Source organism: Dickeya zeae NCPPB 2538, from assembly GCF_000406165.1.
GTDB classification, from domain to species: domain Bacteria; phylum Pseudomonadota; class Gammaproteobacteria; order Enterobacterales; family Enterobacteriaceae; genus Dickeya; species Dickeya zeae.
This window is the reverse complement of sequence record NZ_CM001977.1, coordinates 248365-274545: the sequence shown is the minus strand read 5'-3', so window position 1 is coordinate 274545 and position 26181 is coordinate 248365. Positions and strand designations below refer to the sequence as shown.

21 protein-coding genes and 4 tRNA genes are annotated in these 26181 nt (G+C 52.3%); 6 read left to right on the top strand and 19 right to left on the bottom strand.

What is annotated here, in order from left to right; translation table 11 throughout:
* Positions 1–29: 29 nt before the first annotated feature.
* Complete coding sequence (locus tag DZE2538_RS01255) at positions 30–1463, bottom strand: heavy metal sensor histidine kinase (protein WP_038915391.1); 1434 nt, start codon at positions 1461–1463, stop codon at positions 30–32.
* Complete coding sequence (locus tag DZE2538_RS01250; protein WP_012882973.1) at positions 1460–2131, bottom strand: heavy metal response regulator transcription factor; 672 nt, start codon at positions 2129–2131, stop codon at positions 1460–1462. Before DZE2538_RS01250 ends, DZE2538_RS01255 begins: the two co-directional genes overlap by 4 nt.
* Before the next feature lie 149 nt (positions 2132–2280).
* Between DZE2538_RS01250 and DZE2538_RS01245 the strand changes: the two genes are divergently transcribed.
* From DZE2538_RS01245 to DZE2538_RS01235, 3 genes are read left to right on the top strand one after another with little or no spacing between them, the layout of a single operon-like run.
* Positions 2281–2904, top strand: coding sequence for a hypothetical protein (locus tag DZE2538_RS01245; RefSeq protein ID WP_019846602.1), 624 nt, complete (start codon positions 2281–2283; stop codon positions 2902–2904).
* A gap of 12 nt (positions 2905–2916) precedes the next feature.
* Positions 2917–3519, top strand: coding sequence for a cytochrome b/b6 domain-containing protein (locus tag DZE2538_RS01240; RefSeq protein ID WP_038915390.1), 603 nt, complete (start codon positions 2917–2919; stop codon positions 3517–3519).
* Complete coding sequence (locus DZE2538_RS01235) at positions 3512–4279, top strand: molybdopterin-dependent oxidoreductase (RefSeq protein WP_012882970.1); 768 nt, start codon at positions 3512–3514, stop codon at positions 4277–4279. The genes DZE2538_RS01240 and DZE2538_RS01235 overlap by 8 nt, the downstream gene beginning before the upstream one ends.
* A gap of 11 nt (positions 4280–4290) precedes the next feature.
* Here DZE2538_RS01235 and DZE2538_RS01230 read toward each other — a convergent pair whose 3' ends face one another.
* Positions 4291–5727, bottom strand: a complete 1437-nt coding sequence (locus DZE2538_RS01230; RefSeq protein WP_023638674.1) for an aminotransferase-like domain-containing protein — start codon at positions 5725–5727, stop codon at positions 4291–4293.
* Positions 5728–5901: 174 nt separating this feature from the next.
* On the opposite strand from DZE2538_RS01230, the gene DZE2538_RS20070 reads away from it, so the two are divergent.
* Together DZE2538_RS20070 and DZE2538_RS01225 are read left to right on the top strand one after the other, a co-directional pair.
* Entirely contained in the window at positions 5902–6060 is a 159-nt protein-coding gene (locus DZE2538_RS20070) for a DUF1127 domain-containing protein (RefSeq protein WP_080638933.1), read from the top strand.
* Positions 6061–6297: 237 nt separating this feature from the next.
* Positions 6298–6477, top strand: a complete 180-nt coding sequence (locus DZE2538_RS01225) for a DUF1127 domain-containing protein (RefSeq protein ID WP_038915389.1) — start codon at positions 6298–6300, stop codon at positions 6475–6477.
* 268 nt (positions 6478–6745) lie between these two features.
* Here DZE2538_RS01225 and DZE2538_RS01220 read toward each other — a convergent pair whose 3' ends face one another.
* From DZE2538_RS01220 to DZE2538_RS01155, 14 genes are all read right to left on the bottom strand, one after another.
* Positions 6746–7843, bottom strand: coding sequence for a DUF1176 domain-containing protein (locus DZE2538_RS01220; protein WP_019846596.1), 1098 nt, complete (start codon positions 7841–7843; stop codon positions 6746–6748).
* Between the two features lie 399 nt (positions 7844–8242).
* On the bottom strand, positions 8243–12466 hold the full coding sequence (gene rpoC / locus DZE2538_RS01215; protein ID WP_019846595.1) for a DNA-directed RNA polymerase subunit beta': 4224 nt from the start codon (positions 12464–12466) through the stop codon (positions 8243–8245).
* Positions 12467–12573: 107 nt separating this feature from the next.
* On the bottom strand, positions 12574–16602 hold the full coding sequence (gene rpoB, locus DZE2538_RS01210) for a DNA-directed RNA polymerase subunit beta (protein ID WP_038915387.1): 4029 nt from the start codon (positions 16600–16602) through the stop codon (positions 12574–12576).
* Positions 16603–16926: 324 nt separating this feature from the next.
* Positions 16927–17295 carry a 50S ribosomal protein L7/L12 gene (gene rplL / locus DZE2538_RS01205; RefSeq protein WP_016943873.1) on the bottom strand — a complete coding sequence of 123 codons (369 nt, stop codon included), beginning with the start codon at positions 17293–17295 and terminating at the stop codon, positions 16927–16929.
* A gap of 66 nt (positions 17296–17361) precedes the next feature.
* Positions 17362–17859: a 50S ribosomal protein L10 gene (gene rplJ, locus DZE2538_RS01200; protein ID WP_012882962.1), complete on the bottom strand. Its 498-nt coding sequence runs from the start codon at positions 17857–17859 to the stop codon at positions 17362–17364.
* Between the two features lie 315 nt (positions 17860–18174).
* Positions 18175–18879, bottom strand: a complete 705-nt coding sequence (rplA, locus tag DZE2538_RS01195) for a 50S ribosomal protein L1 (protein WP_019846593.1) — start codon at positions 18877–18879, stop codon at positions 18175–18177.
* A 3-nt stretch (positions 18880–18882) separates the two neighbouring features.
* Positions 18883–19311, bottom strand: a complete 429-nt coding sequence (rplK, locus tag DZE2538_RS01190; protein WP_016943875.1) for a 50S ribosomal protein L11 — start codon at positions 19309–19311, stop codon at positions 18883–18885.
* Between the two features lie 148 nt (positions 19312–19459).
* Entirely contained in the window at positions 19460–20005 is a 546-nt protein-coding gene (gene nusG / locus DZE2538_RS01185) for a transcription termination/antitermination protein NusG (RefSeq protein ID WP_012882959.1), read from the bottom strand.
* Position 20006: 1 nt separating this feature from the next.
* Complete coding sequence (secE, locus tag DZE2538_RS01180) at positions 20007–20390, bottom strand: preprotein translocase subunit SecE (protein WP_013315920.1); 384 nt, start codon at positions 20388–20390, stop codon at positions 20007–20009.
* 233 nt (positions 20391–20623) lie between these two features.
* A complete protein-coding gene (tuf, locus tag DZE2538_RS01175) occupies positions 20624–21808 on the bottom strand; it encodes an elongation factor Tu (protein ID WP_012882957.1) in 1185 nt (394 codons plus the stop codon).
* Between the two features lie 106 nt (positions 21809–21914).
* Positions 21915–21990, bottom strand: a tRNA-Thr gene (locus DZE2538_RS01170).
* Positions 21991–21999: 9 nt separating this feature from the next.
* Positions 22000–22074 (bottom strand) — tRNA-Gly (locus tag DZE2538_RS01165).
* A 135-nt stretch (positions 22075–22209) separates the two neighbouring features.
* Positions 22210–22294, bottom strand: a tRNA-Tyr gene (locus DZE2538_RS01160).
* 17 nt (positions 22295–22311) lie between these two features.
* Positions 22312–22387, bottom strand: a tRNA-Thr gene (locus tag DZE2538_RS01155).
* Between the two features lie 627 nt (positions 22388–23014).
* Between DZE2538_RS01155 and coaA the strand changes: the two genes are divergently transcribed.
* A complete protein-coding gene (gene coaA, locus DZE2538_RS01150) occupies positions 23015–23965 on the top strand; it encodes a type I pantothenate kinase (protein ID WP_019846592.1) in 951 nt (316 codons plus the stop codon).
* 29 nt (positions 23966–23994) lie between these two features.
* On the opposite strand, the gene birA is transcribed toward coaA, so the two are convergent.
* Together birA and murB are read right to left on the bottom strand one after the other, a co-directional pair.
* The gene (birA, locus tag DZE2538_RS01145; RefSeq protein ID WP_038915386.1) at positions 23995–24954 is read right to left on the bottom strand and encodes a bifunctional biotin--[acetyl-CoA-carboxylase] ligase/biotin operon repressor BirA; all 960 of its coding nucleotides are present in this window, start codon (positions 24952–24954) and stop codon (positions 23995–23997) included.
* Positions 24951–25988, bottom strand: coding sequence for a UDP-N-acetylmuramate dehydrogenase (gene murB / locus DZE2538_RS01140; protein WP_038915384.1), 1038 nt, complete (start codon positions 25986–25988; stop codon positions 24951–24953). The genes birA and murB overlap by 4 nt, the downstream gene beginning before the upstream one ends.
* Between the last annotated feature and the right edge of the window lie 193 nt (positions 25989–26181).

Here is a 26181-nt window from a genome sequence, read left to right as displayed (position 1 = left end):
CGCGACATCGGCGATCCGTTCCTCTCGATCTAGGCGATGCGATCAACCGCCGGGAAGATCAGGCTAAAACAGATCCGCCCGGTGATTTGATTAACAGGATCGCACCGGGCGATCACCTCGCCGCCATGCAAGGTCATGATGGCCCGAACGATAGACAACCCCAGCCCACTGGAGTCACTACTCGCGCTGCGGGTCGCATCCACGCGGTAAAATCGGTCAAACAGCCGCTCCAATTGCTCCGACGGCAATAAGGGGCCGAGGTTGGTCACCGCTATCACAATCCCTTCAGGCGATGTGCTCGCACTCAACGTTATCGGGCTGTCTGCATGCGCATACCGTACCGCGTTGGCAACCAGATTACTCAGCGCACGCTGGAACAATAACGCATCCACCGACAGTGTCGCCTGACCTTCATAGCGCAGTTCGATACCACGCTCATCCGCCAGCATATCAAAGTAATCCGCTACCCGGCGCAGCTCGGCCTCCACGTCAACCGGCACCCGGTTAAGGACCGGTTGCTCATGGCTGGCGCGGGCCAGAAACAGGATGTTTTCTACCATCCGCGACAGGCGCTCCAGTTCGGCAATATTGTCCGACAGTAGCGTTTCATACTCTTCCACACTGCGTGGCTGATACAGCGCGACCTGACAATGCCCCATCAGCGCACCGATCGGCGTGCGAATCTCATGCGCCAGGTCGGCAGAAAACTGGGTTAATCGCTGATAACCCTCGTTGAGACGATCCAACATGGCGTTAAAAGCACGAATCAATTGCCGCACTTCCTGCGGGGCATCGGCATCGCTGACACGGGTGGATAAGGTGTTCGGCGCAATCGCCGACGCCTGCGCCGCCATACGCCATAACGGCGAGAGACCACGGCGCAAAACCAGATACCCCAACGCGGCTATCAATATGAACGCGGCTACCACCGCCCCCACCACACGCCAGAGGTAATGCTCCAGCATTCGTTGCTCATTGAGCATCACATGGGCGGCGGCAATCTGCAGCAATTGCCCGTCGTTGAGCCGAACCTGAGCGGCGATCGCACGCATCGGCACACCATCAGCGGTAACGCCCCCTTGCACGCTGGAAACCCGCAACGGTGAGTTCTCCACCACCGGCGTTAATGGCGGCAGTGAAATATGCGCCGGATTAACGCTGATAAGCGGCTTTTGCCCCGGTAGTGAAAACAGCAATACATCCTGCTCACTCCCCAGCATGTTCTCAAACAGTCCGGTATTACTGGTCAACACCGGCAGCGTAAAATTTTTCCCCAACAGGTGGCGGTAATAGTCGACGCGCCCGGTTACCTGCAAATCACTACGTCGGTACATTTCCTGCCACAGCGCGCTATACAGGTAACTGCCCGCCAGGCTGACCACCAGCGCGGCAACCAACGCAAACAGCAAGCTGCAACGGGTCTTCAGGGAGATAGCGCGCCAGCGCTGAAGCCAGAGGTTCATGAACGCGGCTCGCAGACATAGCCAATACCGCGCACCGTGTGGATGAGTTTGATATCAAACGGTTTGTCTATCTTGGCACGCAAGCGTTTCACCGCCACATCCACCACGTTGGTATCACTATCAAAATTCATGTCCCACACCTGCGAAGCAATCAAGGTACGCGATAACACCTCACCTTCGCGCCGCACCAGCAGATGCAGCAGCATAAACTCTTTATTAGTGAGCGGGATCACCACCTCTTGCCGGGTAGCCTTACGCCGCAATACGTCGAGGCGTAAGTCCGCCACAGCGTAGTGATCAGCTTCACGTACCACACCCCGGCGCAGCAACGTGCGAATACGCAACACCAGCTCGGTAAACGAAAACGGTTTGATCAGGTAGTCGTCGGCCCCCAGTTCCAGCCCGTGAATACGGTCGTGTAACTGGTCGCGCGCCGTCAGAAACAGCACCGGTACATCGCTTTTTTTACGCAGCATCTCAATAATTTGCCAACCGTTAAGCCCCGGCAACATCACATCCAGAATGATGGCGTCATAACTGTGCTCAAGCGCATTAAATAACCCGTCGGTACCGTTACGTGCCAGATCAACGGCATAACCTGCTTCGGTGAGTCCTTTTTTCAGGTAATCGCCGGTACTGCCATCGTCTTCAACCACCAGAATACGCATTGCCTCTACTCCCGCCTTCGGATGGAACCGGGCGTTATCATAGCAACTCCAGCCCCCTGACTTGATGACATTAATGTCATCAAATCGTCATCCTGACGACCGGAACGCCTCACCATGATGGACACACGCCAACTCAGGGGAAATCCATCATGACAACACATCGTTTTGCCGGGCTGTTGCTTTCTTCTTTACTGCTTTGTAGCCACGTGGTCAGCGCCGCCGACGCGCCAGCCAAACCACCATCACCCATCCGTGGCACCATTACGGCGGTATCGGACACACAGTTGCAACTCACTGACCGCAAAGGGCAGAAAGTCGATGCCACATTGACTGCTGACACCCGCGTGATGAGTATCAGCAAAGCCGAACCGGGTGATATCAAACCCGATAGTTTTATCGGCACCGCGGCCATCCCTCAGCCTGATGGCACACTCAAAGCACTGGAAGTGCATGTCTTCGATGCCAGCCTGCGTGGTACCGGTGAAGGTTTCCGCCCGTGGGAATCCGCTGACGGGAAAAGTGGCACCATGACCAACGGCACTGTCGGCAAGTTAGTTAACAGCAATGGCCGAACACTGACCGTGACCTATAACGGCGGGCAGAAAACCGTGGTGGTACCGGATGACGTACCTATCGTCAGCATCGCGCCCGGCGATCGTAGTCTGCTGAAACCTGGCGCCCACATCGTGCTGTTCTCACGGCTTGACGATCAGGGCAAGCGCATTGCCGTAGCGGTTTCCGCTGGTAAAGACGGCACCGTCCCCCCCATGTAACCGGAGTCCGCCATGTCGCCATCCCGCCGCCCGATACACGCCTGGCCCGTCAGGCTTGCCCACTGGATCAATCTGCTGGCTATGACAGGTATGTTTATGAGCGGCTGGGAAATTTATAACGCCTCGCCGTTATTCAACTTTCATTTCCCGGCCACCATGACATTGGGCGGCTGGCTCGGCGGCGCGATTGGCTGGCATCTGGCGGTCATGTGGCTGTGGGCGGGTAATGGCTTATTGTATGTGGTGTGGAGTCTTGCCAGCGGCCACTGGCGGCAGCGCTGGTTGCCGCTCAGTCTCAGAGCGCTCTGGCATGACATTCACCAGACGCTCACCCTACGCTTACGCCATACGTCCCACCAGTACAACGCCATCCAGAAACTCATGTATTTCGGCGTCATCGCACTCGGCGTGCTGCTGATGCTGTCCGGGCTGGCAATCTGGAAGCCGGTTCAGTTGTCCTGGCTTACTAATCTGTTAGGCGGTTTCGCCACCGCCCGTTATGTCCACTTTCTGGCGATGAGTGGCATCGCGCTGTTCGTGGTCATCCACGTCCTGATGGTACTTATCGTACCGCGAACCCTGTGGGCAATGCTGACCGGAGGCAAACATGAGTGACAAACCACAGCGCCGCGCTACGCTGATGCTGGAGCCGAGCCAGAAAAAGCAGTTGGTGAATCTCGAACGCCGCCTGATGCTGCGCTCCGGGCTGACGCTCGGCGCAGTAGCGATGCTGACTGGCTGTAATATGCAAGATGGCGACAACATCGATAAAGTCTTGTGGGCGATGTCGCGCTGGAACGATCGGGTTCAAGCCTGGTTATTCAGTGGGCAGCGTCTGGCTCCCAGCTACCGACCCGATCAGGTCACCCAGCCGTTTCCCTTCAACGCGTTCTACCCGGAATACAACGTGCCGGATATCGATCTGGACAGCTATCGTCTTGAAGTCAGCGGTAAGGTCGAAAAAAAAGGGGTCTGGACGCTGGAACAATTGCGCCAGCTACCGCAGGAAACGCAAATTACGCGACTTATCTGTATTGAAGGCTGGAGCGCCATCGGCCAGTGGCGTGGCATCCCACTGCGTCTGTTTCTGCAACATATCGGGGCTGACCTGAACGCCCGTTACGTCGGTTTTAAATGCGCTGACCGCTACTATTCCAGCATCGATATGGCCACCGCCCTGCATCCGCAAACCATTCTGGCACTGGAATTCGGCGATCAGACGCTACCGCCAGATTACGGCTACCCACTACGTTTACGCGTTCCCACTAAATTGGGCTTCAAAAACGCTAAACACATCGCCGCACTGTTCGTCAGCGATACTAACCCCGGCGGCTACTGGGAAGATCAGGGGTATAACTGGTTTAGCGGCATTTGAATCACAGCCCGCTAGACCGCCGCCTCGCCTTCTCTCTTGACCAGCGTCTGTTCGACCGCGGCCCCGATCGTCGCTATCGTCTGCTCTATGTGGGGCGTCATCGGCATCGCGAAGCTCAAACGTAAGCCATGACGGTATTTGCCGGATGCGGAAAACAACGCACCACCAGCTACATGGATCTTATCTTTGCGCAGTGTCTGACTAAGCTGTACGCCATCAAAGGACTCGGGCATTTCCACCCATAAAACGAAGCCGCCCTGTGGCCGACTGACGCAAATGGTATCGGGAAAATAGCGACGCACCCAGCAGGTAAACCGCTCCAGATTACGCTGGTAAATACCACGCATACGCCTTATATGCGGCTGATAATGCCCCTGCCGGATAAACTCCGCTACCGCCAGTTGTGTACAAACCGCAGAAGAGCCGGTGCTGGTGTATTTCATATGCAAAGCCCGGTCGAGATAGCGCCCCGGCGCCAACCACCCCACACGCAAACCCGGAGCCAGCGTCTTGGAGAACGAGCTGCACAGCAATACCCGCCCCTCAGTATCCATCGACTTCAGCGTTGCCGGACGTGGGTATTCGTAAGCCAATTCGCCATACACATCATCCTCGATAATGGCGATATCGTAACGCTGCGCCAGTGTCAGCAACGCGCGTTTGCGTTGTAACGGCATGATGAATCCCAGTGGATTGTTGCAATGCGGTACAGTGATCACCGCCTTGATGGGCCACTGGTCCAGCGCCAGCTCCAGCGCTTCCAGATTGATACCGGACGTGAAATCGGTTGGGATCTCAATCACCTTGATATCCAACCCGCACAAGATCTGCAAAATGCCGTGAAACACCGGTGATTCCACAGCGATGATATCGCCCGGATGCGCCAATGCCCTCACCGCCACCGCTAGCGCCTCAGTACATCCTGTGGTCACCACAATATCGTCAGCCGATAGCTGACAACCACTATCAACCATTAACCGGGCGATTTGCTCCCGCAACACCGGTACCCCTGCCAGATTATCGTAGGTAAAGGCGGAGACCAGCTGTTTCTGGCCGATACGTTGCAACTGCTTCCACAACGGTTTGAGTGTGCTCTGGGTAAGATCGGGTACGCTACTGCCTAAAGAGATTGTCTCCGGGTCCAGCCTGGCGTTAACCAGTTCCAGCACCGCGCCCCATTTTTTCACCTCAACCGGGCGCTGTACCGGTTTACTCATCGCCGGTATCGGTGGCTGGGTTTTACCAGAGCGAACGAAATAGCCCGAGCGGGGCAACGGCACAATTAACTGCTGCTGCTCCAGCAGATAATAAGCCTGCTGTACGGTACTGATGCTGACACCATGCTCCTGGCTTAGCGCCCGAACGGATGGCAAGCGCTCGCCACTCTGATACAGCCCTTGTTCAATGCGCTGTGTCAGTAACGTCGCCAAAAGTTGATATCGCGTCATCACCCGTTCCCCTTATTCATACCGTACCCACCATCGCCATACAGACAATCATCAAAACCGCCATTCAGATCGTCTTTGACGCCATCTGTATTAAAAATAAACCCGAGCTCTGTCTATAAAACCATACAGATGCACTTGCCATAATGATGTTCCCATCGCTTACGGAGAACAACCATGACACAGCATCTGACGCCTCGCTCTCTATTGCAACGCCTGAATCACCTGATACAAAGCCAGTACCAGCGACACCAAACCCGCAAGATACTCAATGCGCTGGATGATAGTCGCCTGCGGGATATCGGCCTGACACGACAGGATATTCGGCATCTCTAGCGCCAGTAGTCTGCGAGTCAAACAGCCAATACTCTCTTCACCAAACTCACTATCTGTATCTGTCTTCTTTAAACCACGAAGTGGAAAAGACGAACAGGTACAGATCACCATAAAAAGGGTCATTCAGATCACGCAATCACGCTTCTGTATCTTCAGAATAGTCATTTCCTGCATCTGTATCCTAAAGTTCGCCGACGGCACACTGATTTCCGACACTGTTTCACCGGAGATTGCACTATGGCACAACCACGCCGTCCACATACCCGCCTCAGCCTGCATATTTTTCTTCACCGCACACGCCAGCGCTGGCGCGCCTGGCGGCAGCGGCGACGAGCAAGAAAAGCACTGCGCCAGTTAGATAACAATCAACTGGAAGACATCGGGTTAACACGCCGGGATGTGGACAATTTATGGTAGCCATCAATAAACGATAGTGAATCGAGCAACGCAGCAATAAGGCCGATGGATGCGAGACAACGCGCAGAAAAAGGTAATGGATACAAAGAGAGAACGATAGCCTGCGTACTACCGCGCACATCACCAGACAGCCCGTCGCCAGGCCAGACGGATGGTTGCTACAGTGCACGGGCTGATACAGCCGGAACCGGAGCCAACCATCGGTTCCGCCGCCGCCAGGCCAGCGTGGGGGAGAGGAAACCACGCTGGCTGTCAACATCGTGTCGGGCTACTCGGTTGGGTAGCCCGGCATCGCCCACACGGACGGCCAGTCTCCCGGCTGCCCACCGTTACATTCAGGCTGATAGTTGTAAGCCACAAGCTGGAAAGTCTTACCGTCAAACACCCACTGCGCGCTTTCACCGCAGTCGGCAATACCCCGTCCTTTCGCGGAGTGATACAACATACCGCTTTCCGGGTCGTAGTCCACTTCGGTAAACCAGCGGATTTTTTCTTCCCGGCTTTCCACCGTGCGAATAGGTCGGGGCAATTCCAGCAACTGCGCCGCTTGCGGGTTATTGCGTGGCGTAACAAACAGCATGCTGGAGGACTGATAGGCCCCCATACCACAATTGAGCATCACCAGCGCCAGTTCGTTAGTCAGAGGTTCCGCCTCACTGAGCTGACGGGCCTCTTTACTGAGCCCACAGTCTTCCTCTTCCAGTAGCGTCTTTTTGGCGTTAATGACACCATTTATCAATACTTTGGCATTAGCCAGTGGCGGAGGCTGGGTATAGGCGGGGCTAATTTCCTGCCCCACCGGTATCGGGGGAACCAGCGACACATCACCAGTACCGACCTGTAATAATGCACTGCGATTATTCAAACGCCCTTGTCGTTCATCAGCCAGTAATAACGCTGCATTCAGGCCATTAAGCGAGATAGACTCTTCCTGATTATTACTCTGACTGCCGCCACGTTCAGACAATGACAACCGTTTAGCGTTTTTAGCTGCCAGTATGAACTGCTGAACCACATCCAGTTGATCAGTATGAACATAGTACGCACCCTCTTCCTCATCAGTCTGCCAGGCAGGCTGCGTCAACGGGAAACGGGTACCATCGAGATACAGCGCCTGACGTTTATCAGCCAGATCGAAGTCCAATGAGATTTTGCCCTGAGCGCCAGCTTCACGCTTTAGCGTTACACGCAGATACGGGTCATTATTCCTGATATCGCAATCATTCAGGTTGTTGCACGTTATCTGCCAGTGCCGGAATACCTTCTGCACCGGAGTCGGATAACCGGAAGGCATCTCTCCTGCGCTAAATGCACTGCCGGACAACAAAACCAGAATGATGCCTGAAAGCGCTGTGTTAAATCGCATCGGACATTCCTTATGAAACTGCCATGCTGATGTTATAACGCAATTATGTCTTTTCCCCGCATCCAAAAAAACGCTGAAAGCGTTTTTTAACGTCACCTGTGACGGCCCGTAGGGTGAGTTCCGCCGTCAGGTGGAACGAGTCACAAAACGCTGAAAGCGTTTTTTAACGTCGCCTGCGACGGCCCGTAGGGTGAGTTCCACCATCAGGTGGAACGAATCACAAAACGCTGAAAGCGTTTTTTAACGTCACCTGTGACGGCCCGGTCGACTGAATGTCACATCGAGCTATTGTTAAACAATCACGGGCACGAATAAAAGCTTCCGGTGTGAAATAAGAATATAAAAAAAACCGCACCTTATCGCTAAGGTACGGTTTTTTATTATCGGGGGAAGTGACGATTATTCGTCGTCGCTACCACCCAGACCAGCGTTCAGCAACTCAGCCAGGTTGGCAGAGGCTTCTTCAGCACTCACCTGCGGTGTAACCGGCTGTTCACCTGCCTGACGGCGACGCATACGATCCTGATGGTATGCATAACCGGTACCGGCCGGGATCAGTCGACCCACGATGACGTTTTCTTTCAGGCCACGCAGCTCATCACGTTTACCCGCAACCGCCGCTTCCGTCAGTACGCGAGTCGTTTCCTGGAACGATGCCGCGGAGATGAAGGATTCGGTAGCCAGAGACGCCTTGGTGATACCCAGCAGGTCACGGCTATACGTTGCCGCAATCTTGCCGTCCGCTTCCAACTGACGATTGGCGATCTTGATGCGCGACATTTCCACCTGCTCGCCTTCCAGGAACTCAGAGCTACCCGGATTGACGATGGTGCCTTTACGCAGCATCTGACGAACGATAACTTCGATGTGTTTATCGTTAATCTTAACGCCCTGCAGTCGGTAAACTTCCTGCACTTCGTTGGTGATGTAACGGGTTACCGCATGTACGCCACGCAGACGCAGGATATCGTGCGGAGACTCTGGACCATCGGAGATCACGTCACCACGTTCCACACGTTCACCTTCGAACACGTTGAGCTGACGCCACTTCGGAATCATCTCTTCGTACGGTTCGCTGCCATCAACCGGCGTAATCACCAGACGACGTTTGCCTTTGGTTTCTTTACCGAAGGATACCACACCGCTGACTTCCGCCAGGATTGCAGGCTCTTTCGGACGACGTGCTTCAAACAAGTCAGCAACGCGCGGCAGACCACCGGTAATATCCTTGGTACCGCCGGATTCCTGCGGAATACGCGCCAGGGTATCACCCGCGCCGATCTGTGTACCGTCTTCCAACTGGACAATCGCTTTACCTGGCAGGAAGTACTGTGCCGGCATATCGGTGCCCGGAATCAGTACGTCATTGCCGTTAGCATCAACGATTCTCAGTGCCGGACGCAGATCTTTACCACCACCGGTACGTTCTGCACTGTCCAGAACCACGATAGAAGACAGACCGGTCAGTTCGTCGGTCTGACGAGTAATCGTCTGGCCGTCGATCATGTCGGTAAAGCGAATGCTACCGCCCACTTCGGTGATAACCGGCATGGTATGCGGATCCCAGTTCGCGACAGTTTCACCGCCCGCGACATCGTCACCGTTCCCTTTCGCCATGACCGCACCGTAAGGCACTTTATAGCTTTCTTTGGTACGGCCGAATTCGTCGATCAGTTTCAGCTCGGTGTTACGCGAGGTGATGACCAGCTTACCGGCGTTGTTCATAACGAACTTGGCATTGCTCAGTCGCAACGTACCCTTGTTTTTCACCTGAATGCTGGATTCTGCTGCCGCACGCGATGCCGCACCACCGATGTGGAAGGTACGCATCGTCAGCTGGGTACCCGGTTCACCGATGGACTGTGCCGCGATAACCCCGATAGCCTCACCCTTGTTGATGATATGGCCACGCGCCAGGTCGCGACCGTAGCACTTAGCACACACACCGAAGTCGGTTTCACAACCTACAACAGAGCGTACTTTCAACGCATCAACTGAGTTTTCTTCCAGCAGGTCACACCATTTCTCGTTCAGCAGCGTATTGCGCGGAACCAGAATGTCTGCCGTACCCGGTTTCAGCACGTCTTCTGCCGTCACACGGCCCAGTACGCGCTCACGCAGCGGCTCTTTCACGTCGCCACCTTCGATAACCGGCGTCATCATGATGCCTTCGTGGGTACCGCAATCATCCTCGGTCACCACCAGGTCCTGCGCTACGTCAACCAGACGACGGGTCAGGTAACCGGAGTTCGCCGTTTTCAGTGCGGTATCCGCCAGACCTTTACGCGCACCGTGCGTGGAGATGAAGTACTGGAGTACGTTCAGACCTTCACGGAAGTTCGCGGTGATCGGCGTTTCGATGATGGAGCCATCCGGCTTCGCCATCAGACCACGCATCCCCGCCAGCTGACGAATCTGTGCCGCAGAACCACGCGCACCGGAGTCGGCCATCATAAAGATGCTGTTGAAGGACACCTGTTTCTCTTCTTCGCCGTTACGGTTGATAACGGTTTCGGTAGAGAGGTTTTCCATCATCGCTTTGGCCACGCGCTCGTTCGCCGCAGCCCAAATGTCGATAACTTTGTTGTAGCGTTCGCCCGCGGTAACCAGACCAGACTGGAACTGTTCCTGAATCTCGGCAACTTCGGCTTCCGCTTCGCTGATGATTTCCACTTTCTTCGCCGGGATCACCATATCGTCGATACCAACGGAAGAACCGGAACGCGCCGCGTAGGCAAAACCGGTGTACATGATCTGGTCGGCAAAAATAACAGTCGGTTTCAGACCCAATACGCGGTAGCAGGTGTTCAGCATCTTGGAGATTGCTTTCTTACCCAACGCCTGGTTGACGATGGAATAAGGCAGACCTTTCGGCACGATCATCCACAGAATCGCACGACCTACGGTAGTGTCGATCAGGCTGGTTTTCTGCGTCCACTCGCCCTGTGCATTCTTCTGATGCTCAGTAATACGCACTTTTACACGCGCATGCAGCGAAGCCAGACCTGCACGATAAATGCGTTCAGCTTCTTTCGGACCAGTCAGCACCATGCCTTCGCCTTTGGCGTTAACACAGTCACGGGTCATGTAGTACAGACCCAATACCACGTCCTGAGACGGAACGATAATCGGCTCACCGTTCGCTGGCGACAGGATGTTGTTGGTGGACATCATCAGCGCACGCGCTTCGAGCTGGGCTTCCAGCGTCAGCGGTACGTGAACAGCCATCTGGTCACCGTCGAAGTCGGCGTTATAGGCCGCACACACCAACGGGTGCAACTGAATCGCTTTACCTTCGATCAGAACCGGTTCGAACGCCTGAATACCCAAACGGTGCAGCGTCGGTGCACGGTTCAGCAGTACCGGGTGTTCGCGGATAACTTCATCCAGGATATCCCATACTACTGCTTCTTCGCGTTCTACCATCTTCTTGGCAGCTTTGATGGTGGTAGCAAGACCACGCAGTTCCAGCTTGCCGTAGATAAACGGTTTGAACAGTTCCAGCGCCATTTTCTTCGGCAGACCGCACTGATGCAGACGCAGGTACGGACCTACGGTGATAACAGAACGACCGGAGTAGTCCACACGCTTACCGAGCAGGTTCTGACGGAAACGACCCTGCTTACCTTTGATCATATCGGCCAAAGATTTCAGCGGACGCTTGTTAGAACCGGTGATGGCACGACCGCGACGGCCGTTATCCAGCAGCGCATCCACCGCTTCCTGCAACATACGTTTTTCGTTACGTACGATGATATCGGGCGCAGCCAGATCCAACAGACGCTTCAAACGGTTGTTACGGTTAATCACGCGGCGATACAGATCGTTCAGATCGGAAGTCGCGAAACGACCGCCATCCAGCGGTACCAGCGGACGCAGGTCCGGCGGCAGCACCGGCAGCACAGTCAGGATCATCCACTCCGGCTTGTTGCCAGACTGTACGAACGCTTCCAGCAGCTTGATGCGTTTGGTCAGTTTCTTACGTTTGGTCTCGGAGTTGGTTTCGTTCAGCTCTTCACGCAGCTGTTCGCATTCCTGCTCCAGATCCATGTTTTTCAGCAGAGCCTGGATAGCCTCGGCACCCATCTTGGCGTCGAACTCGTCACCAAACTCTTCCAGCGCGTCCAGATACTGTTCTTCGGTCAGGATCTGGCGGCGTTCCAGGTTGGTCATCCCGCCTTCGATCACCACGTAAGATTCGAAGTAAAGGACACGTTCGATATCACGCAGCGGCATATCCAGCAGCAAACCGATACGAGACGGCAGCGATTTCAAAAACCAGATATGAGCGGTCGGAGAGGCCAGCTCGATGTGGCCCATGCGCTCACGACGCACTTTAGTCTGGGTCACTTCAACGCCGCACTTCTCACAAATCACGCCACGGTGTTTCAGGCGCTTGTACTTACCGCACAGGCACTCATAGTCTTTTACCGGCCCAAAGATACGGGCGCAGAACAGACCGTCACGTTCTGGTTTGAACGTACGGTAGTTAATGGTTTCTGGCTTTTTTACTTCACCAAAAGACCAGGAACGGATCATGTCTGGCGAGGCCAGAGCAATTTTGATCGCATCAAACTCTTCGGTTTTAGTTTGCGCTTTCAGAAACTTTAATAAGTCTTTCACGGATTGGCTCCTGTCGGAGTTAGACCTGTCAGGCACCTAAACCTTGCTGTTAACAACATGGTTCAGGTGCCCCTGTAACGAATGCTCGCAGCGCTATCGGGCTGGGATTACTCTTCTTCCAGCTCGATGTTGATACCCAGGGAGCGGATTTCTTTCAACAATACGTTGAAGGACTCCGGCATACCCGGTTCCATCCGGTGATCGCCATCCACGATGTTTTTGTACATCTTGGTACGGCCGTTCACGTCATCGGATTTCACCGTCAGCATTTCCTGCAGGGTATAGGCTGCGCCGTAAGCTTCCAGCGCCCACACTTCCATCTCACCGAAGCGCTGACCACCGAACTGCGCCTTACCACCCAACGGCTGCTGGGTAACCAGGCTGTAAGAGCCGGTTGAACGGGCATGCATCTTGTCATCAACCAAGTGGTTCAGTTTCAGCATGTACATGTAGCCCACGGTAACAGGACGCTCGAACTGCTCGCCAGTACGGCCGTCGAACAACGTAATCTGACCGGAAGTCGGCAGATCGCCGAGTTTCAGCAACTCTTTGATCTCGTTTTCCTTGGCACCGTCGAACACCGGCGTGGCGATCGGCATACCTTTCTTCAGATTCTCTGCCAGACGCAGAACTTCTTCATCGCTGAAGGTGTTCAGGTCAACTTTCTGGCGTACGTCGTTGCCCAGGTCATAAGCGCGCTGGATGAACTCACGCAGTTTGGCCACTTCCTGATGCTGCTTGAGCATGGCGTTGATCTTGTCACCGATGCCTTTCGCTGCCATACCCAGGTGGGTTTCCAGAATCTGACCGATGTTCATACGTGATGGTACGCCCAGCGGGTTCAGTACGATGTCGACCGGCGTGCCGTTCTCATCGTAAGGCATATCTTCGATCGGGTTGATCTTGGAGATAACACCCTTGTTACCGTGACGACCTGCCATCTTGTCACCCGGCTGGATCTGACGTTTGACCGCCAGATACACCTTAACGATCTTCAGCACGCCCGGTGCCAGATCATCACCCTGGGTGATTTTGCGACGTTTGGCTTCGAGTTTCTTCTCGAATTCGTGTTTCAGCTCGTCGTACTGCTCAGCCAACTGCTCCAGCTGATTCTGCTTCTCTTCGTCGGTCAGACCCAGTTCCAGCCAACGCTCGCGCGGCAGCTTGTCCAGTTTGTCGGCTTCAACGCCACCGGCAACCAGCACATCATGGATACGGGCAAACAGACCGGCTTCCAGAATCTGCAGTTCTTCAGTCAGGTCTTTCTTGGCCTGCTTGAGCTGCATTTCTTCGATTTCCAGCGCACGTTTGTCTTTTTCCACGCCATCGCGGGTAAAGACTTGTACGTCGATAACCGTACCGGAAACGCCGTTCGGCACACGCAGAGAAGAGTCTTTTACGTCAGATGCCTTCTCACCGAAGATCGCACGCAACAGTTTCTCTTCCGGCGTCAGCTGAGTTTCGCCTTTCGGCGTCACTTTACCGACCAGAATATCGCCACCGGTGACTTCCGCACCGATGTAAACGATACCGGATTCATCCAGCTTGGAGAGCGCCGCTTCACCCACGTTCGGGATATCAGCAGTGATCTCTTCTGGCCCCAGCTTGGTGTCACGGGACACACACGCCAGTTCCTGAATGTGGATAGTGGTAAAACGGTCTTCCTGTACTACACGCTCGGAAACGAGGATGGAGTCTTCGAAGTTGTAACCGTTCCACGGCATGAACGCTACGCGCATGTTCTGACCCAGCGCCAGTTCACCGAGGTCGGTAGACGGACCGTCAGCCAACACATCGCCACGTTCAACCGGCTCACCCAGTGACACACATGGCATCTGGTTGATACAGGTGTTCTGGTTGGAACGGGTGTATTTGGTCAGGTTGTAGATATCGATACCTGCTTCGCCCGGATACATCTCTTCTTCGTTAACTTTGATAACGATACGAGAAGCATCGACGTACTGCACGATACCACCGCGTTTAGCAACCGCAGTTACACCGGAGTCAACGGCAACAGCACGTTCCATACCGGTACCAACCAGCGGCTTGTCAGCACGCAGGGTCGGAACCGCCTGACGTTGCATGTTCGCACCCATCAGGGCGCGGTTGGCGTCATCGTGTTCCAGGAACGGGATCAGTGAAGCACCGACGGAGACCACCTGTTGGGTGGAAACGTCCATGTAGTCAACCTGATCACGGCTGAACAAGCTGGATTCGCCTTTGCTACGGCAGGTAACCAGTTCATCGATGAAGTGGCCTTCGTCATCCAGGTTGGTGTTCGCCTGAGCAATAACGTAGTTGCCTTCTTCGATAGCCGACAGGTAATGAATTTCGTCAGTGACCACGCCATCGCGTACACGGCGGTACGGGGTTTCCAGGAAACCATACTCGTTAGTCTGTGCATACACGGACAGCGAGTTGATAAGACCGATGTTCGGACCTTCCGGCGTTTCGATAGGACATACACGACCGTAGTGAGTCGGGTGTACGTCACGTACTTCGAAGCCAGCACGTTCACGGGTCAAACCGCCAGGGCCGAGAGCGGAGATACGGCGTTTATGCGTAATCTCAGACAGCGGGTTGTTCTGGTCCATAAACTGAGACAGCTGGCTGGAACCGAAGAACTCTTTCACCGCCGCAGAAATCGGTTTGGCATTGATCATGTCCTGCGGCATCAGCGTATCCAGGTCGCCCAAAGACAGACGCTCTTTCACCGCACGCTCAACACGCACCAGACCAACGCGGAATTGGTTTTCCGCCATTTCACCGACAGAACGGATACGACGGTTGCCCAGATGGTCGATATCGTCGACTTCACCCTTACCGTTACGAATATCGATGAGTTTTTTCATCACATCGATAATGTCTGCCTTGCTCAGAATGCCAGAGCCTTCAATCTCTTCGCGCAGCAGCGAACGGTTGAACTTCATACGGCCAACCGCGGACAGATCGTAACGATCTTCAGAGAAGAACAGATTTTCGAACAGGGTTTCAGCAGCTTCGCGTGTCGGCGGCTCGCCAGGACGCATCATGCGGTAGATCTCAACCAGTGCGCTCAGGCGATCGTTGGTTGGGTCAACACGCACGGTCTCGGACATGTACGGGCCGTGGTCCAGATCGTTGGTGAACAGCGTTTCAATACGCTTGTGACCAGACTGACTCAGCTTAGCCAGCAGATCCAGCGACAGCTCCATGTTCGCCATAGCGATCACTTCACCGGTGCTTTCATCCACATAGTCTTTCGCCAGCACTTTGCCTGCGATGTATTCAACCGGTACTTCGATACGTTCGATACCGTCTTTTTCCAACTGACGGATATGGCGCGCGGTGATACGACGGCCTTTTTCAACGTAGACTTTACCGTCGGCTTCGATGTCGAACGAGGCGGTTTCGCCACGCAGACGTTCCGGCACCAATTCCATCTGCAACTTGTTGTTGTGGATTTCATACACCACTTTATCGAAGAACAGGTCCAGAATTTCTTCGGTGGAGTAATTCAATGCGCGCAGAATGATGGTAGCCGGCAGTTTACGGCGACGGTCAATACGGACAAACAGGTTGTCTTTCGGGTCGAATTCAAAGTCCAGCCAGGAACCACGGTAAGGAATAATACGTGCGTTATACAGCACCTTACCGGAAGAGTGGGTTTTACCCTTATCGCTGTCAAAGAAGACGCCAGGACTACGATGTAACTGAGAAACGATAACACGCTCAGTACCATTGATAACAAAGGTACCGTTGTCGGTCATGAGCGGAATTTCGCCCATGTACACTTCTTGTTCTTTGATGTCTTTAACGGTGCCTTCCGGCGCTTCGCGCTCGTAGATCACCAGACGCAGTTTTACGCGCAGCGGCGCGGAGTAGGTAACGCCACGGATTTGACACTCTTGTACGTCAAATACCGGCTCACCCAGACGGTAGCTGACATATTGCAGTTCAGAGCTGCCGCTGTAACTTGAGATAGGGAATACGGAACGGAATGCAGCTTCCAGACCATACTGACCTTCCGGATCTTGCTCGATGAACTTCTGGAACGAGTCAAGCTGGATAGAAAGGAGATATGGGATATCCAAAACTTGTGGACGTTTCCCAAAATCCTTACGAATACGTTTTTTCTCGGTATAGGAGTAAACCATAGGGTTCCTCAGCTCGCTGACAAGTCGACCCACTTTGTCCGCCCTGATAAGGACGGTTCATGCAACACCATTTATGTCGATCGGAATATGGAACACATTCCGCAATACCTGTTTCTATCACTCTTAAACCATTTCATTGCGCTTTACACAGAACAGACTGCTCTGGCGCAGTATATTAAGTCGTCGATAGAAACAAGCATTGATGGGAAACCGGCAGTCAAACAGTGTGAAACGCTACCGGCACCCTACAGCGCAAAAAGGCTGGTGACCAAAAAGTCACCAGCCATCAGCCTGATGACTCAGGCTGCAACCGGAAGGGTTGGCTTATTTAACTTCAACTTCAGCGCCAGCTTCTTCCAGAGATTTCTTCAGAGCTTCAGCGTCATCTTTGCTCACGCCTTCTTTCAGGGCAGCCGGAGCAGATTCAACCAGGTCTTTAGCTTCTTTCAGACCCAGACCAGTTGCGCCACGTACTGCTTTGATAACAGCAACTTTGTTAGCGCCAACAGCTTTCAGGATAACGTCGAACTCAGTTTTCTCTTCAGCAGCTTCAGCCGGGCCAGAAGCAGCTACAGCAACAGCGGCAGCAGCAGAAACGCCGAATTTTTCTTCCATTGCAGAGATCAGCTCAACAACGTCCATTACAGACATAGCGGCTACTGCTTCAATGATTTGATCTTTAGTGATAGACATAACAATTGTTCCTAACAATCAGAAAAAGTTTATACGTTAGCAAATGCGATAACAGGAAAAGCGCGATTACGCGGCTTCTTTCTGATCGCGAACAGCAGCCAGAGTGCGGACCAGTTTGCCTGCAGAGGCTTCTTTCATGGTCGCCATCAGGCGTGCAATTGCTTCTTCGTAAGTCGGCAGAGTAGCCAGACGGTCAATTTGAGCCGCCGGAATCAACTCACCTTCAAAGGCTGCCGCTTTGACCTCAAATTTTGCATTCGCTTTCGCGAACTCTTTGAACAGACGAGCAGCTGCGCCCGGGTGTTCCATCGAGTATGCAATCAGGGTCGGACCAACAAACGTGTCTTTCAGGCATTCGAATTGAGTGCCTTCAACGACGCGGCGCAGCAGGGTGTTACGAACAACACGCATGTATACGCCAGCTTCACGACCTGCTTTACGCAGTTCAGTCATTTTATCTACGGTAACGCCGCGGGAATCCGCAACTACCGCAGACAGCGCGCCTTTGGCAACTTCGCTGACTTCAGCAACAATCGCTTGTTTGTCTTGAAGATTTAATGCCATTAGCTTTTGCTCCTGGATTTAGCCGGAAAAAATTTCCGGAACTCACTTCACCCGCCACCAACTTAGTAGACAGGCGTTAAAACACGGTGAGCAGAATCCAGCAGGACTATTCTTTAAAAAAGAATAAAAATGTTCTTTAGGCTCTGTCACCGTCTACGCAGGAAAATTAAGTTTCTGACGAAACACCTGCGGTCTTGGACGGAGGCCTGGATAGGCCAGGCTCCAACCGAAAAAATCGTCTCTTGTTCATTTACAGAACAACGGGCGTAAGATTATAAAGAAATCTCTCGCCCGGGTAAAGAGGAACAAAAGCTATCAGTTAGCGACTGCGTTCAGACCGCTCTGATCGATGGCAACACCAGCACCCATGGTAGTGGAGATGCTAATTTTCTTGATGTACACGCCTTTAGCCTGAGCCGGTTTTGCTTTTTTCAGCGCAATCAGCAGAGCTTCCAGGTTTTCTTTCAGTTTGTCAGCGTCGAAATCAACCTTACCGATGGTGGTGTGGATGATACCGTTCTTGTCGTTACGGTAACGAACCTGACCTGCTTTAGCATTTTTCACTGCTTCAGCAACGTTCGGGGTTACAGTACCGACTTTCGGGTTCGGCATCAGGCCACGCGGACCCAGAACCTGACCCAACTGGCCAACAACGCGCATTGCATCCGGAGAAGCAATAACAACGTCAAAGTTCATTTCGCCTTTCTTGATCTGGTCAGCCAGATCTTCCATACCTACCAGCTCAGCGCCGGCTGCTTTAGCAGCTTCAGCGTTTGCGCCTTGGGTAAATACGGCAACGCGAACGGAACGGCCAGTACCGTGCGGCAGTACAGTTGCGCCACGGACGTTCTGGTCAGATTTACGTGCGTCGATGCCCAGGTTTACGGCAACGTCAACACTTTCAACAAATTTAGCAGTGGCCAGCTCTTTGAGCAGGGCAACGGCTTCGTTGATGTCATACTGTTTGGTTACATCAACTTTTTCACGGATCACGCGCATGCGCTTGGTCAGCTTAGCCATTTCTTAGTCCTCCACTACCAGGCCCATGGAACGAGCAGTACCTTCGATGGAACGCGCCATGGCTTCCACGCTGGCACCCGTCATGTCCGCTGCTTTGGTCTGGGCGATTTCCAGAACCTGAGCACGGGTCACTTTACCCACTTTGTCTTTGTTCGGCTTACCGGAACCAGACTTAATGCCAGCTGCTTTTTTCAGCAGTACAGATGCCGGCGGAGTTTTGGTAACGAAAGTGAAGGAACGGTCGGCGTAAACAGTGATAACAACCGGAATCGGCAGACCCTTTTCCAGGCTTTCTGTCTTGGCGTTGAATGCCTTACAGAATTCCATGATGTTAACACCCTGCTGACCCAGAGCCGGACCGACTGGCGGGCTCGGGTTAGCCATACCAGCTGCAACCTGCAGCTTGACATAGGCTTGTACTTTCTTGGCCATTTAACTTTCCTCTAATGGGTAATAACGCTTCGCAAAGAAGCTCCCCGCGTTTTATAAACATGTTACACGTCTTAAAGACGCATAAAACAAAGGCGCGAAATTGTAGGTCAATTTCGCGCCGGATACAAGTATCGAACTCAGGCAATAATTAGCCTTTTTCCACCTGGCTGAAATCCAGCTCAACAGGGGTTGCACGGCCAAAGATAGATACAGAAACCTTCAGGCGGCTCTTCTCGTAATCGACTTCTTCCACCACACCGTTGAAATCGGCAAACGGGCCATCGTTGACACGTACCATTTCGCCTGGCTCGAACAGCGTCTTCGGCCGTGGCTTATCGCCCACCTGCTGCAGACGATTCATGATAGCGTCGACTTCTTTATCGCTGATTGGTGCAGGACGATCGGAGGTTCCCCCGATGAATCCCATAACACGAGGGACACTGCGGACCAAATGCCAGCTGGCATCGTCCATCACCATCTGTACCAATACATAGCCTGGGAAGAATTTACGTTCACTCTTACGGCGCTGGCCACCACGAATTTCAACCACTTCCTCAGTCGGTACCATGACCTCGCCAAAGTGGTCTTCCATGCTATGGAGTTTGATATGCTCACGCAAAGACTGCGCTACGCGACCTTCAAAGCCAGAAAACGCCTGAACGACGTACCAACGTTTCTTTGGAGCTTCAGACATCTTAGAACCTCAGGCCAGTAATGAACGATACCAGACGCACCAGAATGCCATCCAGTCCCCATAAAATCAGCGACATAACGGCAGTTACAGCAGCAACGATCAGAGTGGTGTGCAACGTTTCCTGTCGGGTCGGCCAGATCACCTTGCGAACTTCGGTCCGGGCTTCACGCGCAAACAACACCGTTGCTTTGCCTTTCGTCGTCAGCAATGCCACGCCGCCTGCAGCAGCAATTAAAACAACGACAGCCAGCGCGCGCAAAGGCAAGCTGAATTCACGGTAGTAATAGTTACCTACAATTGCCGCGATCAGTAATACTGCAACGACCAGCCATTTCAGCGCCTCGAGACCACGCCCGCTCTCCTGAGCTTCGGTATTCGCACTCATAAACCAACCTGTCACTAGATTCAGACAAATAATTTTGCCCTGCCGTAAGGGCAAACCAGACCGGATGCGTTCTAACCTCAAGCTATCCGGGACTCACACCGCTTACACAGAGCCCATCTCACCAATGATTATACTGCACAATCGCTGATGAGATAGGTTCTACGACAAGAGCGTAGAAAAAGGGCATCAAATGATGCCCTTTTACCGCATGTTGCGTCAAATTTTATCAGCAATTAAGCGATAACTTTAGCAACCACGCCGGCGCCTACAGTACGGCCACCTTCACGGATTGCGAAACGCAGACCGTCGTCCATCGCGATCGGCGCGATCAGGTTTACGACCATCTTGATGTTGTCGCCAGGCATAACCATTTCTACGCCTTCCGGCAGTTCGATGGTGCCAGTCACGTCAGTAGTACGGAAGTAGAACTGCGGACGGTAGCCTTTGAAGAACGGCGTATGACGGCCACCTTCGTCTTTGCTCAGGATGTACACTTCAGATTCGAACTGAGTGTGCGGCTTGATTGAGCCCGGTTTAGCCAGTACCTGACCACGCTCAACTTCATCACGTTTGGTACCACGCAGCAGAACACCGACGTTCTCGCCCGCACGGCCTTCGTCCAGCAGTTTACGGAACATTTCAACGCCGGTGCAGGTGGTTTTCGTGGTGTCTTTGATACCCACGATTTCCACTTCTTCACCCACTTTGATGATGCCGCGCTCTACACGACCGGTCACTACAGTACCACGGCCGGAGATAGAGAATACGTCTTCGATCGGCAGCAGGAACGGCTTGTCAATCGCACGCTCAGGTTCCGGAATGTAGCTGTCCAGTGCTTCAGCCAGTTCGATGATTTTCGCTTCCCACTCGGCATCGCCTTCCAGCGCTTTCAGCGCGGAACCACGGATTACCGGCGTGTCGTCGCCCGGGAAGTCGTACTGAGACAGCAGCTCACGCACTTCCATCTCAACCAGTTCCAGCAGTTCTTCGTCATCAACCATGTCACATTTGTTCAGGAACACGATGATGTACGGAACGCCTACCTGACGACCCAGCAGGATGTGCTCACGAGTCTGCGGCATCGGGCCGTCAGTCGCAGCAACTACCAGGATCGCGCCGTCCATCTGGGCAGCACCGGTGATCATGTTTTTCACGTAGTCGGCGTGTCCCGGGCAGTCAACGTGCGCGTAGTGACGAGTCGGGGTATCGTATTCAACGTGAGAAGTGTTGATGGTGATACCACGCGCTTTTTCTTCCGGCGCGTTGTCGATCTGGTCGAATGCACGAGCCTGACCACCGTAGGTTTTTGCCAGAACGGTAGTGATGGCAGCAGTCAGCGTTGTTTTACCATGGTCAACGTGGCCGATAGTACCGACGTTAACGTGCGGTTTTGTACGTTCAAATTTTTCTTTAGACATCGATTGTCCCTCTAAGACACGGATAAATCGGTGGTATCACCACATCAACCAAGCAATTACTTGCTGAGCTTTTAACAGAAAGAAAATCAGGAGGAAAATAAAGAAGTGGTGCTGATAGGCAGATTCGAACTGCCGACCTCACCCTTACCAAGGGTGCGCTCTACCAACTGAGCTATATCAGCACATCTAATTGGAGCGGGCAGTGGGAATCGAACCCACATCATCAGCTTGGAAGGCTGAGGTAATAGCCATTATACGATGCCCGCATCCTGGAACTCGGCTACCTGATTTCTCTGTATAACATCAAAGCAAGGTACAATTTTATATTGTTACCCTGCTTTTTTCGATTCGGTTTTGTTATCACTACCGCATCGATTGCATCCTGTTGCCAGGATCGAATTTGGTGGTGGGGGAAGGATTCGAACCTTCGAAGTCTGTGACGGCAGATTTACAGTCTGCTCCCTTTGGCCGCTCGGGAACCCCACCTGATTGTATGTACTTGATGGTGCCGGCTGCCGGAATCGAACTGGCGACCTACTGATTACAAGTCAGTTGCTCTACCTACTGAGCTAAGCCGGCATCAAGTGCTGCGCATTCTAGGCAGAGGGACCGGTCTATGCAACAAAAAAATTGCCCAAAATGCGCTATCGCTTAGATTTTGCACAAAATCGGATACTGTTTCACATTACTGCCAGTTATTCGTGCAAATAAACATCAGGAAACAGACTGAAAGCCGCCTGAACATAAGGTTTTCCAAGTCTTCGTTCAATGTTATGTCGCTTGCCATTGTCGGCGCTTTACTCATCCCAAGTCATACCCAAAAGCAACATTATTCCTCTTTAGGCACTCCGGAGTATGAGATTACGTATTTAGTCACTTTTATGCACTTTACGCCTGCATCGCGATCTCGACCCGATAACCCACCCGATAGACATGCACGAGAACATATTCCAGTCTTGCATCGTATAGCGCATATGCTTCTATACTGTTCATCCTGATGCCTTTATCACAGGTATCGGGGTCGATGCAGATTTTTACTTCTTTTCCTGACCCCCATGGTGGTAACCTGCCTGCTGGACGATAAATTATTATCAGGAAAGGACGCTGTGGCTGTTACCTGTCCAGCTTTCCGGTGTCTCAGTTTCATGCACTGAAACCTGGCTGTGTTTCCCTTCCTTACCGGTAGCGTCAAGCAGAAATACATTTATGACTAATAAAGCGCAATCTTTCGCCACGCCTTATCTTCAATTCAATCGCCAGCAGTGGGCCAACTTACGAGATTCGGTGCCATTAACCCTGACTGAAGATGAAATCATCAAGCTCAAGGGCATTAACGAAGATCTGTCTTTAGATGAGGTTGCAGAGATTTATCTGCCGTTGTCTCGTCTGCTGAATTTCTACATCAGCTCCAACTTACGGCGTCAGGCAGTACTAGAACAGTTTCTGGGAACCGACGGGCAGAAAATTCCCTATATCATCGGTATTGCTGGCAGTGTTGCCGTAGGGAAAAGTACAACGGCGCGTGTGCTACAGGCATTACTCAGCCGTTGGCCAGAACATCGTAAAGTTGAGCTGATTACTACCGATGGCTTTCTTCATCCGAATAAAGTGTTACAACAAAAGAATCTGATGAAGAAAAAAGGATTCCCCCAGTCTTACGACATGCATAGTCTGGTGAAATTCGTCTCTGAAATAAAATCGGGCGTCCCTTGGGTAACGGCACCGACATATTCACATTTGACCTACGATATTGTTCCTGACTGCAATAAAGTTATAGAGCAGCCAGATATTTTGATCCTTGAAGGACTGAACGTATTACAAAGCGGAATGGATTATCCTCACGATCCTCATCGTGTTTTTGTATCCGACTTTGTGGATTTCTCAATTTATGTCGATGCACCGGAAGATCTTCTGAAAAGTTGGTATATCAACCGTTTTCTGAAATTCAGGGAAGGCGCTTTTACTAATCCGGATTCTTACTTCCACAATTATGCAAAGCTGACAAAAGAAGAAGCCATTAACATCGCCTCACAGTTGTGGTTAGAGATTAATGGGCTGAATTTACAACAGAATATATTACCAACGCGTGAGCGAGCCAGTCTGATTATGACAAAAAGTGCTAATCATGCCGTCGAGTGTGTTCGTTTAAGAAAATAAAATAGAGGGGGATATTGCCCCTCTATTATTTACCATCCACGCAAAGAAATTTCACCGCCGATATAAGACCGAATTTCACCATCCTGCTCCAGTAGCAGTGCGCCTTGGCTATCAATTCCCTTATCAACCCCAACTATTTCTCGGTTACCGACAATTAACTTCACTGTACGGTTATAAAAATTATCCAGTGAACTCCAGCGAGAAATAAAGGGTGCCAATCCTTGTTGTTCATAAACCGCCAATGCTGTACGTAGTTCTGTGATAAGTTTTACAGCAAGACTATTACGGTCAATATCGATTCCGGCCTCCTGTAAATTAATCCATTCTTGATTGATCACATTTGAACCCGATGAATTCATTCGCAGGTTAATGCCCGCACCAATTACCAGATGAGCTGCATCACCTGTTCGGCCATTTAACTCTACGAGGATGCCAGCCAACTTCCTGTCATTCAGATACAGATCATTAGGCCATTTTACTCGTACCCCTTCAGCTCCCAGCTGGTGCAGAACCTCGGCCATAACGATACCGATCACCAGACTGACACCAACTGCAGCGGCTGGTCCTTGTTCCAGGCGCCAATATAGGGATAAATAGAGGTTACTGCCAAAAGGAGAAAACCATTGCCGTCCACGCCGCCCTCGCCCAGCCTGCTGATACTCGGCAATGCACGCATCACCTGACGATATTGAGTCAAGACGATCCAAAAGATATTGGTTGGTAGAATCAATAACAGGTAAAACAGCAATATTACCGTCGGGTATTTTTGAGCAGATCTCCTCTGCATCAAGCAACTGAATCGCAGAGGAAAATGAGTAACCTTTCCCAGTTACCGTATATACATCAAGCCCCCACTCTCTAATCGTCTGGATATGCTTATTGATAGCGGCGCGACTCATCCCCATCAGTTCACCTAGGTATTCTCCCGAGTAGAATTCCCCATCAGAAAGAATAGAGATTAGCTTTAACGGGACGGTATAATCTTTCACGACAACGCCTCCACCGCATCAACCTCACCTTCAGCGGCAATAAAACGCACTTCAGGCTCAAGCCACACATCAAATTTTGCGGCAACTTGATTCCTGACATAGCGTGCCAGCGCAATCAACTCATCACTGCTTGCACCACCTTTATTTACCAGCACAAGCGCTTGCTTATCATGCACAGCAGCCTGACCTATCTGATACCCTTTTAACCCACATTGATCGATCAACCAGCCTGCAGCTAGTTTTACATCACCCGTTGGTTGGGGGTAATACGGTGCATTCGGATAATGTTTCATAATGCACTCAGCAATTGCTGAAGAAACAACCGGGTTCTTGAAGAAACTCCCTGCATTCCCTATTACCGCGGGGTCGGGCAATTTACTTCGTCTCATCTGGCATACAGCATCAAACACATCTCTTGATGTCACTGTCGTTGGATCAAGCCGGGTAAGCTCACCATATTCCAGAATAGGTTTCCAATTCTTGGATAGACACAGCCCTACAGCAATAATGGCAAACCCATCCTGATATTCATGTTTAAAAATACTATCGCGGTACCCAAATCGGCACTCCTGCGCATTAAGTCGGTTCACTTCACCTGTATTAAGATTCAGTACATCGACATAGGCACAGACATGTTTTAAATCCACCCCATAAGCACCAATATTCTGAATGGGGGCAGACCCAACACATCCTGGAATCAAGGCAAGATTCTCTAAACCCGCAATCTGATGTGCTAACGTATATTCCACTAACTGATGCCAGTTCTCACCAGCCCCTACGTGGATCATCCATTCAGATTCGGTCTCGTCGACCTCAATGCCCCTGAGTCGGTTAATAAGGACGATACCGTGAAAATCCCCAAGGAAGAGTATATTGCTCCCTTCTCCCAATATCAGCATTGGCAACCCATGCTGACGAGCACGCTGCCACTCAGACAACAGTTCTGTTGCATTTTCAACAGTGACAACATCTGTCGCAAAGGCCGATAAAGAGAAAGAATTAAATGCTTGGAGAGATATGGCAGAACTCGTCATGGCGCTAGATACCCAGTAAACAGTTAGTCATAGTCTAACTGATCCTGAGTCATTATTGAGGGATGTTTTATTCACAAATCGCGCTGAAAAACGCCGGATACAGGAAGCTATTGCCACGACTACAGCCCACCGGGAGCGCTACACCTGTGTCCAGCACCCCCGCCCGCCTTCTGACCGCCCCAAAAACAAAAGG